Origin of the sequence: Stappia sp. (genome assembly GCF_048261845.1) — a bacterium.
In the GTDB taxonomy this organism is placed as follows: Bacteria; Pseudomonadota; Alphaproteobacteria; order Rhizobiales; family Stappiaceae; genus Stappia.
Map to the genome: position 1 here is coordinate 1 of NZ_JBLXFR010000026.1, position 13242 is coordinate 13242.

A 13242-nucleotide genomic window follows, 5' to 3' on the forward strand; every position below is an offset into this window, starting at 1 on the left:
ATTGCCGCCGCAACGGCCCCGCAATTGGTGTGACCCATCACCCCGAGAAGCGGAATGCCGAGAACGGCGACGCCGTACTCGATGCTCGCAAGCCCGCTGACATCGACGAAATTGCCGGCAACGCGCATGACGAAAAGCTCGCCCGGCCCCTGGTCGAAGAGCAGTTCCGGCGCGACGCGCGAGTCGGCGCATGAAAGGATGCCGGCAAAAGGATATTGCGCACCGGCGCGCGCCGCGCGGCCGGCGGAGAAGTCGCCGTTGCAACCGGCGTCGGCGACGTAGCGGGCATTGCCCTCTGTCAGACGCTTCAACGCCTCATCGGGGCTGATGTCATTGGGAGCCGCTTTCGTCTCCGTTGCCCGGGCGTTCCCGGGCATCGCGAAGGCACCGGCGAATGCGGTCGAAGCGGCGGCTGCGCCGAGGCCGAGCAGGCCGCGCCGCGACACGTCAAAACGATGATCTTCACACATTTGATGAAATTCCCTTTTGGGGTCGGCGCGGCCAGCCAGGTTATCCGGTTGGTGGCGTCAGACCGTGCCTGTCAATCGGCCCGGATCCGTCATCGCCCCGGACCGGGCGAAGGCCGAGATCCGCTGCAACTCCGGATCGGCAAGGGAAAAATCGCGTTTCCATCGCCTGACCGTGTTGCAACCTTTAGCACCCGATTGACCGGCACCAACTCCGAAACGTGCGCGCGAGCAGGTTTCGTGAATTGTTGGTTTCCCGGAAATTATCTTTTCAATGCAATATGCTACAGTCTTTCGACGCGACAGGACGCGGCAGCGACGACCTTCCGCCACGTCCCTCACCCCTCGATGAGCAGACCCTCGACGTAAGGGGCAAAGCTGCGCCAGACCTCGACGGCGAAGGCCTCGTCTCCGAGGCGCCAGAGGGTGATTTCCGCCTTGGTGAAGAGCGTGCGCGTCGCCGTACCGACCGGGAAGGCTTCCGGTGAAAGATCGAGGAAGACATGGGCGTTGAGGAGGTCGGCGGCCCCTGTCCCCTCGACCAGAAGCGCGACATTGCGCTCGGACACGTCGACCAGCGAATGGGGCGTGTCACCGAGCGCCAACGCGATCCCGCCGGCAAGTTGCCGGGCGAGCGCATCGGCCGCCTCTTCCCCGTCCGCTTCCGGGCGAGCCAGCAGCAGCCATTCGTCCGGCCCCTGCCAGAGCGCGGCGCGGGCTCCGGCCGCGCTCGCCGCCAGCGGCACTACAAGCAGCGCGGCGCCAAAGGCGTCGCTCGCCTTGCCGGCGGCCGTTGCATCGCCGCGGAAGACAAATCGGGCAAGCGGGCCGGCACGGGTCACCTTGACGCCGGGGCGCGCCAGCACATCCGGCCTTGTCAGGGAGGGGCGATAAAGGGCGGTCTCAGACATTGAGCCGGGTTCCTTCCGGGTCGACGAAGACGGGCGAAACCACCTCGACGGCGATGGCACCGCCGGGCATCGGCACATGCAGGGTCTCGCCCATGCGGGCACGGCCATTGGCGATCATCGCCAGCGCGATGGGCCGGCCGGCGGCGGGCGAGACATAGGACGAAGTGACGTGGCCGAGCGCCGGCGTGCGGCGGGCCGGATCGGCCTCGACCGTGACCTGGGCACCCTCTTCCAGCAGCGTCACGGCATCCTTCGTCAGCAGGCCGACCAGTTGCTTGCGCCCTTCGGCGACGAGATCGGGCCGGGCAAGCGAGCGCTTGCCAACGAAATCCGGCTTCTTCTTGCCGATTGCCCAGGACATGCCGACATCGTCTGGCGTCACCGTGCCGTCGGTTTCCTGCCCGACGATGATGTAGCCCTTCTCGGCGCGCAGCACATGCATCGTCTCGGTGCCGTAGGGACAGCCGCCGAGCCGCTCGACATTGGCGTGAACCGCCTCCCAGACCTGGCGCGCGCGGGAAGGTGGCACGTTGATCTCGTAGCCGGCCTCGCCGGTGAAGCTCATGCGGAAGAGCCGGCAGGGAATGCCGCCCATGACATGGCCCTCGCGCACCGACATGTGTGGCATGGCCTCGGTCGACAGGTCGATGTCGTCGACAAGCGGGGCGATGGCCTCGCGCGCCTTCGGCCCCTGCACGGCGACCACCGCCCATTGCTCGGTGGTGGAGGTGAGCCAGACTTTCAGGTCCGGCCACTCGGTCTGGAGATAGTCCTCCATCAGAGCCAGGACGCGCGGCGCGCCGCCGGTCGTCGTCGTCACATGGAAGCGGTCGTCGGCGAGGCGTCCGACGACGCCGTCATCGATGATGAAGCCGGCCTCGTTGAGCATCAACCCGTAGCGCAGGCGACCGACGCCGAGCTTCTTCCAGGGATTGGTGTAGATGCGCTCGAGGAATTCGGCCGCATCCGGGCCGACGATCTCGATCTTGCCGAGCGTCGTCGCATCGAAGATGCCGACATTCTCGCGCACCACGCGGCATTCGCGCTCCACCGCCTTGTGCATGTCCTCGCCGGCCCTGGGGAAATACCAGGCGCGCTTCCACAACGCGACATCCTCGAAGGCAGCCCCTTTTTCCGCCGCCCAGGGATGGATCGGCGTACGGCGCACCGGATCGAACAGATCGCCACGCGAGGTGGTCGCCAACGTTCCGAAGGTGACCGGCGTATAGGGCTGGCGGAAGGTGGTGAGGCCGACCTGCGGGATCTGGTTGTCGAGCGCGCTGGAGGCAATGGAGAGCGCGTTCATGTTGGACAGGCGTCCCTGATCGGTCGCCATGCCGGTGGTCGTGTATCGCTTGATGTGCTCGATGGAATGCATGCCTTCGCGCACGGCAAGCTTGACGTCCTTGGCGGTCACGTCGTTCTGGAAATCGACGAAGGCGCGCACCCGGGCGGCATTTCGGTCATGCGGGACCGTGCCCAGCCACCAGCCGGAGCCCGCCTCGCCGCCCGTCGCGGGAAAGTCGGGCACCGGCGCGGGCGTGCCCGTCGCGTCCTCCAGCGCCTGCGCACCGGCCGCCGCGCCATCCGCCAGCACCGCCGCAAGACCATCCCCCCCCCCGGCAACTGCCGGCGGGGCGCTGCGCCTGAACCGGGTCGCCGGGCAGGAAGGCACCCATTTCCGGCTGCCAGTCGAGCTTGCCACGTGCTTGCGAGTGAAGGCTGACATTCGGCGTCCAGCCGCCCGACATCAACAGGCAGTCGCAGGCGATCTCGCCGGCGGCAACGACGCCGGATGCCTTGCGCCGACCGATGAGAACCCCTTTCACCCGCTTCTTGCCGAGGACGCCGGTGACGACACAACTTGTCTCGACGCGAATACCTGCCTGACGCGCACGTGAGACCAGCGCCGCAGCCGGATCGGGACGCATGTCGAGGATAGCGGCAACCTTGCCGCCCGCCGCCGCGATGTCGAGGGCGGCGATCCAGGCGCTGTCGCAGGCGGTCGTGACGACAATCGCCTCACCCGGCAGCACGCCGAAGCGGCTCGCGTAGATGCGCGCCGCCTCGGCCATCATCACGCCGGGACGGTCGTTTTCCGGAAAAACAAGCGGCCGCTCGATGGCCCCCGTCGCGATCACCACCTGGCGGGCGCGGACCTGCCACAGGCGTTCGCGCGGCAGCGAGGGATCGGGCGCGGCCAGATGGTCGGTGACACGCTCGGCGAGCGCGACGAAATTCTGGTTGAAATAGCCGAAGACCGTGGTGCGCGGCAGGACCGTGACGCGCGCGTTGCCGGAAAGCTCGGCAATGGCGGAGGCGACCCAGTCCGCCGCCGGCTTGCCGTCGACCGTGGCGCCCGTTTCATGCAACAGCGAGCCGCCGAACTCGCCCTGCTCGTCGGCGATGATGACGCGTCCCCCGGCGCGCGATGCCGCAAGTGCGGCTGCAAGACCGGCCGGACCGCCACCTGCGACCAGCACGTCGCAATGGGCGTAGCGGTTTGCGTAGCGGTCGGGGTCGGGTGCGGTCGGCGCCTTGCCAAGACCCGCGGCGGAGCGGATGAACGGCTCGTAGACGCTGTTCCAGAAGCTCTTCGGCCACATGAAGGTCTTGTAGTAGAAGCCGGCGACGAAGATCGGGGCGAGCCTGTCGTTGACCGCGCCGATGTCGAAGGCGAGCGAGGGCCAGCGGTTCTGGCTGACCACGACCATCCCGTCGTGGATCTCGACCTGGGTGGCGCGCAGGTTCGGCACGCTCTGGCCGGCGGCGGCAGCGGCCGCCGATTTCGCAACGCCGACGAGCGCGTTTGGCTCCTCCGAGCCGGCGGTGAGAATGCCGCGCGGGCGGTGATACTTGAAGGACCGGCCGACGAGATGGATGCCGTTGGCAAGCAGCGCCGAGGCGAGCGTGTCGCCGGCATATCCCTGCAGGGTCTCGCCATCAAACGTGAAGGCGACGGGCACGGAGCGGTCTATGCGTCCGGTGCCGGCGGGGCGGTGCGGCTGGCTCATTTGCCATCCTCCCCGCCGGCAGAGACAGCATCAAGATCCGGGCGCGGCTCGCCGGTCCTGTAGACCGCGACAAACCGGTCGCTGACCGTGTCGCGCAGCGCGTTGAAGAAGCGGCCGCAGCCATGGACATGGCGCCAGCGCTCCGCCGTCACGCCTTTCGGATTGCTGCGCATGTAGAGGAAGTCCGCCCATTGATGGTCATCGAGAGCGGACGGGTCGGCGGGGCGCGCGACATGCGCCTCGCCGCCATGGCGGAACTCGATCTCGGGGCGGTCGACACCGCAGCAGGGGCAGTGGATCAGAAGCATCGGCCCTCCCCTAGATCTCTGTCTTCTGCGCGGCCGTCGCCGGGTCGCCGGTATTGGGCGTGCCGGAAGGCTCGATCAGCAGAAGATGGGTTTCGGTCTCGGCAACGGGGCAATGCTCGACACCCATGGGGACCACATAGACCTCGCCCGGACCGAGGGTGACGTCGCCCTCGCGCATGCGGATGGTCAGCCGCCCGGAGAGAACCTGGAAGAAGTCGTCCGTGTCGGGATGCGAATGCCAGGTGAACTCGCCCTTGACCTTGACCACCATCAGGTCGTGGCCGTTGAAGGAGCCGACGATCTTCGGCGACCAGTGCTCGGAGAAGAGCGAGAGCTTTTCGGCAAGATTGACGGGCTGACGGGTCATGTGTGGCCTCAATGGGCGACGGCGGCGGCGGCCGCCTCGTCGATGAGCCGGCCGGTGCGGAACCGGTCCAGCGTGAAGGGCGCGTTGATCGGGTGCGGCTCGCCATGGGCGAGCGTATGGGCAAAGACGTGCCCCGAGCCGGGCGTCGCCTTGAAGCCGCCCGTGCCCCAGCCGCAATTGACGAAGAGCCCCGGCACCGGGGTCTTGCCGATGATCGGCGAGCGGTCGGGCGTGACATCGACGATGCCGCCCCAGTTGCGCAGCATGCGCATGCGGCGGAACATGGGGAACAGTTCGCAGATGGCGTCGACCGTGTGGGCAGTGATCTGAAGGCCGCCGGTCTGGCTGTAGGAGACATACTGGTCGGTGCCCGCGCCGATCACCAGTTCGCCCTTGTCGGACTGGGACAGGTAGGCATGCACGGTGTTGGACATGACGACGCAAGGGAAGCAGGGCTTGACCGGCTCGGAGACCAGCGCCTGCAGCGGATTCGATTCCAACGGCATGCGCACGCCCGCCATCTCCATGACGACCGAGGTGTGGCCGGCGGCGACAACGCCGACCTTCTTCGCCTTGATGAAGCCGCGCGAGGTTTCAACCCCGGCGACGGACCCGTCGGCATGGCGACGGATGCCGGTGACGGCGCAGTTCTGGATGATGTCGACGCCGCGCCGGTCGGCGCCGCGCGCATAGCCCCAGGCCACCGCATCGTGCCGGGCGACGCCCCCCTTGCGCTGCAGCGCGGCACCCATCACCGGGTAGCGGATGTTCCGGCCGATGTTGAGCGGCGGACAGAATTCCTTCGCCTCCTCCGCGCTCAGCCATTCGTTCTGCACGCCGGCAAGCCGGTTGGCGTGGACGTGGCGCTTGAACACCTGCACGTCATGCACCGTGTGAGCGAGCATCATCACGCCGCGGGCGGAATACATGACGTTGTAGTTGAGCTCCTGGGAGAGGTCCTGCCACAGGTCCATCGCGTGGTCGTAGAGCGCCTCGCTCTCCTCCCACAGGTAGTTGGACCGCACGATGGTGGTGTTGCGGCCCGTGTTGCCGCCGCCGAGCCACCCCTTTTCCAGCACCGCGACATTGGTGATGCCGTGCTGGCTGGCGAGATAGTAGGCCGTTGCCAGCCCGTGGCCTCCGGCGCCGACGATGACGACGTCATACTCGGGCTTCGGATCGGGCTTGCGCCACTGGTGGCCCCAGTCCTGATGGGCGTTGAGTGCCTTCAACGCCAGATCCCAGAAGGAAAAACGGGTCATGCGGGCCTCGATCAAGACAGCGCCCGCGACAAGACAGGCACGAAGCGTGTCCTGTTGTTGTGCAACCGATAAAGCGGCATGGCTTGTACAAAACCGACATCGGGACTAGCCATTGCGTCGCCTGCGAAGGGAGCCGCGCGACGCGTTGGCACAGGCGGGCCGTCAGGAACGCTGCCGAACGAGCGAGAGACCGCCGGCAATGAGGATCGCAATCCAGCCCGCCATCAGCGTCGTGCCGCCTAGCGGCGCGGCAAAGGCAAAGAGCCTGTGGCCGAGCCAGGCCCGGGCGCACAGGTCCCCGCAGAACAGCAGAAGACCGATCATCAGCAGAACCGCGCCAAGCGCCAGAACGCGGCGAAGCGCACCGCCCCTGCCCCGCACCGGCACGAGAAGCGCAAGGGCCAGGAAGGCCGGGGCATGAAAGAGCAGCATGCGCGCCGCCGGATCGAGGAGTGCGGCGGCGGGGCTGTGAGCCGCCGCGGCCGACAAAGCGACGCCGGCAAGACCGGCAAGGCCCGCCGCTGCAAGACAGGCACCGTTCGGCGCGTTGCCGGCGACACTCCAACCCTCGGACACAGCGCTCACTCCTTGACCAGGCTGACGGTTTCGGCTGACCAGTTGCCCGGCCAGACCTCCGCGCCACCGGCGCGCAGCTCGCGGATGGCGGCGACCGGCACGTCGGCGACGAGGAAGGGCTCCTCCCCCGCCGTCCCGTCCACCGGCGCGATTTCGGCGACGACCCCCCGATAGCCGAGCGAAGGTTCGCACGGAATGTAGAGGGCGGCTCCCGAAACATTGGTGTCGTTCTGGGTGGTGCCGGGCGCGGCGCCGACCACGCCGCAGACCGCGACCGAGCACATCAGTTCGACCGCGCGCGCCTTCGCACAGCCGAAGACGCGGTGATAGCCGGCAAGGCTCGATGTCATCGACGGCACGATGAGGAGGTCCGGCGCATCGCGGGCGATGAGGCAGGAGAGCGCCGGCATCTCGATATCGAGGCAGATCAGCATCATCATCGAGAGGCCGGCGAAGTCGAAGCGCACGACCCTGTCGCCCGGGGTCAGGTGCCAGCTGTCGCGGTCGAGCTCGAACGGCGTCAGCGCCAGCTTGTCGTGGACAATGTCACGCCCGTCGGAGAGAAGCGCGAAGGCCCGGTTGAGGTGACCGCCGGCGCCATCCGGCCAGGGAACGGAACCCGCAACCAGCGACACGCCGTGTCTTGCCACCAGGGAACGCAGGCCCGGCAGAAGCGCCTCTGCCTCGCCCGCCATATAGGCAAGCTCCGCCGTCGGCGCGAGGCCGTCCGGTTTCCATGCGAGGAAGGCTTCACTGAGATATTCGGGCAGGACAAGGAGTGCGGCGCCCTCGCCTTTCGCCCGCGCAAGACGCGTGTCGATCGCGGCCAGGAAGCTGTCGCGGGAGGCGCCGCCACTGGCGAGGTTGAAGGCGCAGAGCGCGAGGCGGAACGTGTCGGGCAATGAGGCTGGCTGGGTCATGCGAGCGATGCTGACCGCAAGCCGCGCCCGGATCAAGACGACAAAACGCGCGGGTGGTCCGCGCGTCGGTCAATCCTGTTGATGATGGCCTGTCGATGATGGCCCGTTGACGATCGGGCCCGGGAAGCGCGGTCAGTCCTGCAGGCCGAGCATCTTGGCTGCCATCAACAGGGATGCCAGGACAAGACCGGCGCGCACCGGCGTGACGGCCGGATCACTGTCCTCGACGCGGGCGACCACGCCTTTCGCCTGAAGCTGGCGCAAGGCACGCTCCGCATTGTCGGCAGCACTGTCGACATCGGCCATCAAATGACGCAACTGGGCCCGAGGAGACATGATTCCATCCCGCTTCTTCCATCCGCAATCACGTTAGAGCCGTCGGGGTTTCGCCTTTCTTAACAGAGCGGCAATTCCTGCCGATGGGCAAAAAACGGACATGCGCCCCGCACGAATGCCGCAAGGCGAAGCGGTCAGGGCCGGCGCGGAGCCGGGTCGAGAACGCCGTCCCGGGCAATATCGGCAGGCCCGCTGGCGAAGACCAGTTCGACGGCGAACATCGGCCAGCATCCGGCGTTCACCTCGATCACGCGGCCCTCGGGATCCGTGTTGTAGGAGCGCGAGCGCAACAGTGGCGCGCCAACGGAAACCTGGAGGTCTCCGGCCTCGGCTTCCGTGGCGAAGTCGGCGAAGATGCGCGTCTCGGCGCGCACGTAGCGCGGAATGCCGGCCGCCGCATAGGCATCGAGGATCGAGCCGCCCCGCGCGACGACCGCCTCCATGTCCGCAAAGACATCGATGCGGAACTCCTTGGTGGCGAGATAGGCCGTCGTCGCGCCAATGACGATGGCGTTGCGCATCTCGAACACGTCCTCGCCCTCGGCAAGGGAGAAGGCGCGGATCGCGGCCGGGGAAGCCGGCTTGCGCACCAGCGACAGGATCCGCAGATCGGCCGCATCGTCGCAGACGGCCTCGTTGAAGGCTTCGTGGCGATGCACGATGTACCGGATCGTGGGCGCGCGCACGAAGATGCCGACGCCCTTTCGCGCCTGAAGCCGCCCCTCGCGCTGGTGGCGGTCGAGAGCCCGGCGCAGCGTGATCCTGCTGACGCCGAACAGGGTGGCGAGATCGTCCTCGCCGGGCAGCTTCTCCCCTTCGGCGAGCGTTCCGTTTTCCAGCGCCACCTCGAGGCGGTCATAGATCTGCAGCCAGATCGGACGGTCGCTCCGGCTCAGATAGGCCGTCGACGCCAGCCGCCTCAATTTCTCGATCGAACCCAACCCTCTGGCCCCTTTTTCATCTTCCCGAAAGCCACCTAAGAACTTTCCAGACAGGTGTCCGCCGAACCGGCAACTTTCCGAAAATCTCTTATGTCACATATAGTTAATACTCGCAGACTGTCACAGATCTTTCGTCGAGCCTTGGTAAAACCGGCAAGTCGCTGCTGTGTATACAGGAAACGGCGACACGTCATCCCTGCTCCCGACAGGCTCTCCGAGAGGTTTCCGACATGGCAAAATTCACGTCCACGCGCCGCACCTTCCTGGCCGGAACGGCCGGTCTGGCCGCCGCCTCCCTGCTCCCTTTCCGCGCCCTTGCCAGCTCCGACACGGTCGTCACGGTTTCCAGCCCCTGGGCATCCAACCAGCCCTTCCAGAAGGTCGTCGACGCCTATAACGCCAAGAAGACCGGCGTCAGCGTCGTCAACCGCATGGACGGCGACTACCAGGACATGGCGACCAAGGCGCTCGCCTCCATCGCCTCGGGTCGCCCGCCCGAGATGATGATCACCGGCTGGAAGTTCGGCTATTTCGCCCGCCGCACGCTCGGCGCCCGCGATCTCACCGAGATCGACGCCACCAGGGCGGAAGAGATCATCGGCCAGTTCAAGCCGAACGTGCGCCCGCTCGTCACCATCGACGACGCGCTGATCGGCCTGCCCTGGGCAATGTCGACGCCCGTCACATGGATCAACATGGACCTGTGGCGCGAGGCCGGCCTCGACGACAATATCCCGCTCGACGTGAGCCATGCCTGGCTGATGGAACAGGCCGCCAGGATCGACAAGGCGCTGGGCGGCAAGAATCACCCGACCTACCGCTCGGCCCTCGACCTGTCCAACAACGAGTGGACCTCGCAGGCCTATATCCAGAATGCCGGCGGCTTCATCCTCGATGGCGACAAGCTCGTGTGCGACAGCGCCGAGGCGATCGAGGGCATGACCCGCTTCGCCGAGCCGGTGCGCGCCGAGCTGTGGAGCAACATGGATTACCGCGCCCAGCAGAAGGCCATGTTCGCCGGCAACATCGCCATCGTCACGACTTCGTCGACCCGCGCCGCACCCGCCGCCAAGGCGGACATCGAGTTCAAGGACGTGATGTTCCCGAGCATCGACGGCAAGCGCAACATGAACTCCGGCGGCAACTTCCTCGCGGTCTATGCCCGCGACGAGGAACTCGCCAAGGCGTCGTTGGACTTCCTGGCCTTCTGCGCCTCGAAGGAAGGCCAGGAGATCTGGTCCGAGGTCGGCTACCTCAACACCTCCGTCCACGACATCGCGCGCGGACCGTTGCAGGACGCGTCCTATGCCCAGCTCGAGGCCGGCCTGACGCCGGAAACGATCTGGCCGGGTGCGCGCGGACTGGAAGGTCAGGACGTGTGGCGCCAGTGGGTCGCCCGCATCCTCGACGGCGAGATCCAGCCGGCCGAGGGCCTTGCCCGCGCCAAGGACGATCTCGCGCGTCTCGTCGCCGACTGAGACAGCACGAGACAAGAAGACCCGCCATGACCCGCGCCCTTGTGCGGACGACGGTGACGACGCTGGCCCCGTATCTGCTGACGGGGCCGGCAATCGTTTTCGTCGTCGTGTTCCTCTACGCCCCCGTGCTGTTTTCCGTCGGACTGTCCTTTTCCGACTGGAACTTCATCCATCCGCAGGCCCGCTTCGTCGGGCTGGACAATTATGTACGGGTGCTGGGCGACCCGTATTTCCGCGAGGCGGCCTGGAACACGGCTCTCTACTGCATCGTGCTGATCCCGGCCCAGATCGTCATCCCGCTGGTGCTCGCCGCGCTTCTGCTGCGTGTCGGCGAAACCCGTGCAGCGCGCATCTACAAGCCCTTGCTGTTCCTGCCGACGATCCTTGCCTACTCGACGGCGGGAATCGCCTGGCTTTGGCTGTTCGATCCGCTGAACGGGTTTCTCAACACGGTTCTGACGACACTCGGACAATCCCCGAGCCGCTGGTACACGGACCCGGACCTTGCCCTGTGGACGGTCGCGATCGTCACGTTCTGGAAGACGTTCGGGCTGAACATGCTGCTCTTCCTGGCCGCCCTGGTCAGCATCCCCAAGGACATCCTGGAGGCCGCAACCATCGACAAGGCCGGCCCGATCACGCGCTTCCGGACAATCGAGTTGCCGCTGATCTCGCCGACCTTCTTCTTTGTGGCCGTCACCACCAGCTTCGGCGTTCTCGATGACATTGTCGGCGTGATCGACGTGCTGACGGGGGGCGGGCCCTACGGCTCCTCCACCAACATCCTCTACTACATGTTCGAACGCGGCCTGAAATACTTCCAGTTCGGCCAGGCGAGCGCCGCCTCGGTGATCATCATCGTGCTCGTGCTCGTGGTCACCTGGGCGCAGTTCCGCCTGTTGGAGCAAAAGGTCCACTATGAAAGCTGATGCCTTCGCGCGCCGTCATCCGGTGAGCCATGTCCTGCTCGCAGTGGCGACCCTGCTTGCGATCTTTCCGCTGTTCTGGATGACGACGACGGCCTTCACGCCGAACGAACTGGTGCTGACCAAGGCGTTTCGCTTCTGGCCCGACGAGCCCTCGCTTGCCAATTTCCGCATGGCCTTTTCCGAGCATCCGGTCGGCGCCTGGCTGGTCAATTCGGTCGTCATCGCCAGCCTCGTCACCCTCGGCAAGCTTGCCATCGCCTTCCCGGCGGGGTTCGCCTTCGCGCATCTGCGCTTTGCGGGACGCGACTGGCTGTTCCGTGCCATCATCGCGACCATGGCGTTTCCGGTCGCCATCGGCATCGTGCCGCTCTATGTCGGCGTGTCGCTGACCGGCTGGTACGACACGCGCGCCGGGGTGATCGTCCCGTCCATCGCCTATGTGGGCTTTTATGTCTTCTTCGCCCGCCAGGCATTCAAGACGCTGCCGCCGGAGATGTTCGAGGCGGCAAGGCTCGACAATGCCGGTCCGTTCCGCCAGTTTTTCCAGATCGCGCTGCCCAACGTCGTGCCCGCCATCGCCTCACTGGCCGTGATAAGCTTCATGGGCGCATGGAACATCTATCTCTGGGCCCTGCTCGTGCTGGACTCGCCGGAAAAGAGGACGCTCGCCATCGGCCTGAAGGCTTTCACCTCGCTCGACGATGCGGAACCGCTCTGGGGACCGATGATGGCGGTCGCCCTGCTCTCGGCCCTGCCCGTGCTGGTGCTCTTCGCCTTTGCGCAGCGTTTCATCATGGCCGCCTTCAGCGGCAAGGTGGGGTCATGAGCCGCATCGCGATCTTCGGCAATCTCGGCGTCGACATCCTCTACCGCGTGCCGCACCTGCCACGCCAGCACGAGAAGGTGCAGGCCCCGGACATGACAATCGCGGGCGGCGGCGCGCCGGCCAATGTCGCCCACTGGCTGGCCCGGCTCGGTCACGAGGTAAGTTTCCACGCGGTCACCGGAACGGATCCCCTGTCGCTGATGGCGGCCGGCTTTCTCGCCCGGGCCGGCGTCGATGTCGCCGGCATCGCCCACCTTCCCGACGTCGGGCCGTCGGTCGCCTCGATCTTCACCGGCGGCACGACGAAGGCCATGGTGTGCGGCGGCCCGCGCGGCGTCGATCCGCATTGGCGTGCGCTTGCCGCCAGAACCGGCCTTGCCGGCGTCGATCATGTCCATTTCGCCCCCTCCCTTCACGCGTTGCTGTTCGAGGGGGGGCGGCGGGCGGATATCGCGGACGCCACCGTCTCCACCGACCTCAACGGCAACGTGAGCCTGGAGCTGCTGCGCGATCCCGACATAGCCTTCACCAACGAGGACGAACTGGACGCGGCCCTGAAACGCGGCGGCGTCCCGGATCTGGCGGCGCTGCTCGCCGAGGCCCATGCCGGCGGCACAAGGCGGCTTATCGTGACGCGGGGAGACAAGGGCGTCACCTGTCATCGCGGTGCGGAGGCAGTGACAACCCCGCCCGACCCGGTGACCCCTGTCGACCGCACCGGCGGGGGCGATGCCTTCGCCGCCGGATATCTTCACGCAAGGCTTTGCGGATGCGACGACGCGGCGGCGCTGCGGGCCGGGCTGAGGCTTGCGCGGGCCGCGCTGTCGGGGGTCGGCAGCCGGCCGGAAACGGAGGATGTCGCCAGCGCGCTCACGGAACTTGCACGTCTCGCGTGATCCGCCGACCC

At 66.7% G+C, this 13242-nt stretch carries 13 protein-coding genes and 1 pseudogene; 4 read left to right on the top strand and 10 right to left on the bottom strand.

Annotation, left to right across the window (positions count from 1 at the left end; translation table 11 throughout):
* From ACN0T5_RS12165 to ACN0T5_RS12210, 10 genes and pseudogenes are all read right to left on the bottom strand, one after another.
* Positions 1–470 (bottom strand): carbonic anhydrase (locus ACN0T5_RS12165; protein ID WP_417768869.1); only part of this gene is annotated, 470 nt, incomplete at its 3' end.
* 335 nt (positions 471–805) lie between these two features.
* A complete protein-coding gene (locus ACN0T5_RS12170; RefSeq protein WP_417768870.1) occupies positions 806–1378 on the bottom strand; it encodes a sarcosine oxidase subunit gamma in 573 nt (190 codons plus the stop codon).
* Positions 1371–4392: pseudogene (locus tag ACN0T5_RS12175) on the bottom strand (sarcosine oxidase subunit alpha family protein). The gene ACN0T5_RS12170 and the pseudogene ACN0T5_RS12175 overlap by 8 nt, the downstream one beginning before the upstream one ends.
* The gene (locus ACN0T5_RS12180; protein WP_417768871.1) at positions 4389–4700 is read right to left on the bottom strand and encodes a sarcosine oxidase subunit delta; all 312 of its coding nucleotides are present in this window, start codon (positions 4698–4700) and stop codon (positions 4389–4391) included. Before ACN0T5_RS12180 ends, ACN0T5_RS12175 begins: the two are co-directional and overlap by 4 nt.
* A 10-nt stretch (positions 4701–4710) precedes the next feature.
* Complete coding sequence (locus ACN0T5_RS12185) at positions 4711–5067, bottom strand: cupin domain-containing protein (RefSeq protein ID WP_417768872.1); 357 nt, start codon at positions 5065–5067, stop codon at positions 4711–4713.
* Between the two features lie 8 nt (positions 5068–5075).
* On the bottom strand, positions 5076–6329 hold the full coding sequence (locus tag ACN0T5_RS12190) for a sarcosine oxidase subunit beta family protein (protein ID WP_417768873.1): 1254 nt from the start codon (positions 6327–6329) through the stop codon (positions 5076–5078).
* A 162-nt stretch (positions 6330–6491) separates the two neighbouring features.
* Positions 6492–6905 carry a DUF423 domain-containing protein gene (locus ACN0T5_RS12195; protein ID WP_417768874.1) on the bottom strand — a complete coding sequence of 138 codons (414 nt, stop codon included), beginning with the start codon at positions 6903–6905 and terminating at the stop codon, positions 6492–6494.
* 5 nt (positions 6906–6910) lie between these two features.
* Complete coding sequence (locus ACN0T5_RS12200) at positions 6911–7825, bottom strand: nitrilase-related carbon-nitrogen hydrolase (protein ID WP_417768875.1); 915 nt, start codon at positions 7823–7825, stop codon at positions 6911–6913.
* Between the two features lie 132 nt (positions 7826–7957).
* Positions 7958–8161, bottom strand: a complete 204-nt coding sequence (locus ACN0T5_RS12205; protein WP_417768876.1) for a hypothetical protein — start codon at positions 8159–8161, stop codon at positions 7958–7960.
* Positions 8162–8295: 134 nt separating this feature from the next.
* Entirely contained in the window at positions 8296–9102 is an 807-nt protein-coding gene (locus ACN0T5_RS12210; protein WP_417768877.1) for a GntR family transcriptional regulator, read from the bottom strand.
* 230 nt (positions 9103–9332) lie between these two features.
* On the opposite strand from ACN0T5_RS12210, the gene ACN0T5_RS12215 reads away from it, so the two are divergent.
* Genes ACN0T5_RS12215 through ACN0T5_RS12230 form a run of 4 tightly spaced genes read left to right on the top strand, consistent with a single transcriptional unit; the run spans position 9333 to position 13231 of the window.
* Positions 9333–10580: an extracellular solute-binding protein gene (locus ACN0T5_RS12215; protein WP_417768878.1), complete on the top strand. Its 1248-nt coding sequence runs from the start codon at positions 9333–9335 to the stop codon at positions 10578–10580.
* A gap of 26 nt (positions 10581–10606) precedes the next feature.
* Positions 10607–11509, top strand: a complete 903-nt coding sequence (locus ACN0T5_RS12220; RefSeq protein WP_417768879.1) for a carbohydrate ABC transporter permease — start codon at positions 10607–10609, stop codon at positions 11507–11509.
* Positions 11499–12335 carry a carbohydrate ABC transporter permease gene (locus tag ACN0T5_RS12225; RefSeq protein ID WP_417768880.1) on the top strand — a complete coding sequence of 279 codons (837 nt, stop codon included), beginning with the start codon at positions 11499–11501 and terminating at the stop codon, positions 12333–12335. The genes ACN0T5_RS12220 and ACN0T5_RS12225 overlap by 11 nt, the downstream gene beginning before the upstream one ends.
* The gene (locus ACN0T5_RS12230; protein ID WP_417768881.1) at positions 12332–13231 is read left to right on the top strand and encodes a carbohydrate kinase family protein; all 900 of its coding nucleotides are present in this window, start codon (positions 12332–12334) and stop codon (positions 13229–13231) included. The genes ACN0T5_RS12225 and ACN0T5_RS12230 overlap by 4 nt, the downstream gene beginning before the upstream one ends.
* The last annotated feature ends 11 nt before the right edge of the window (positions 13232–13242 follow it).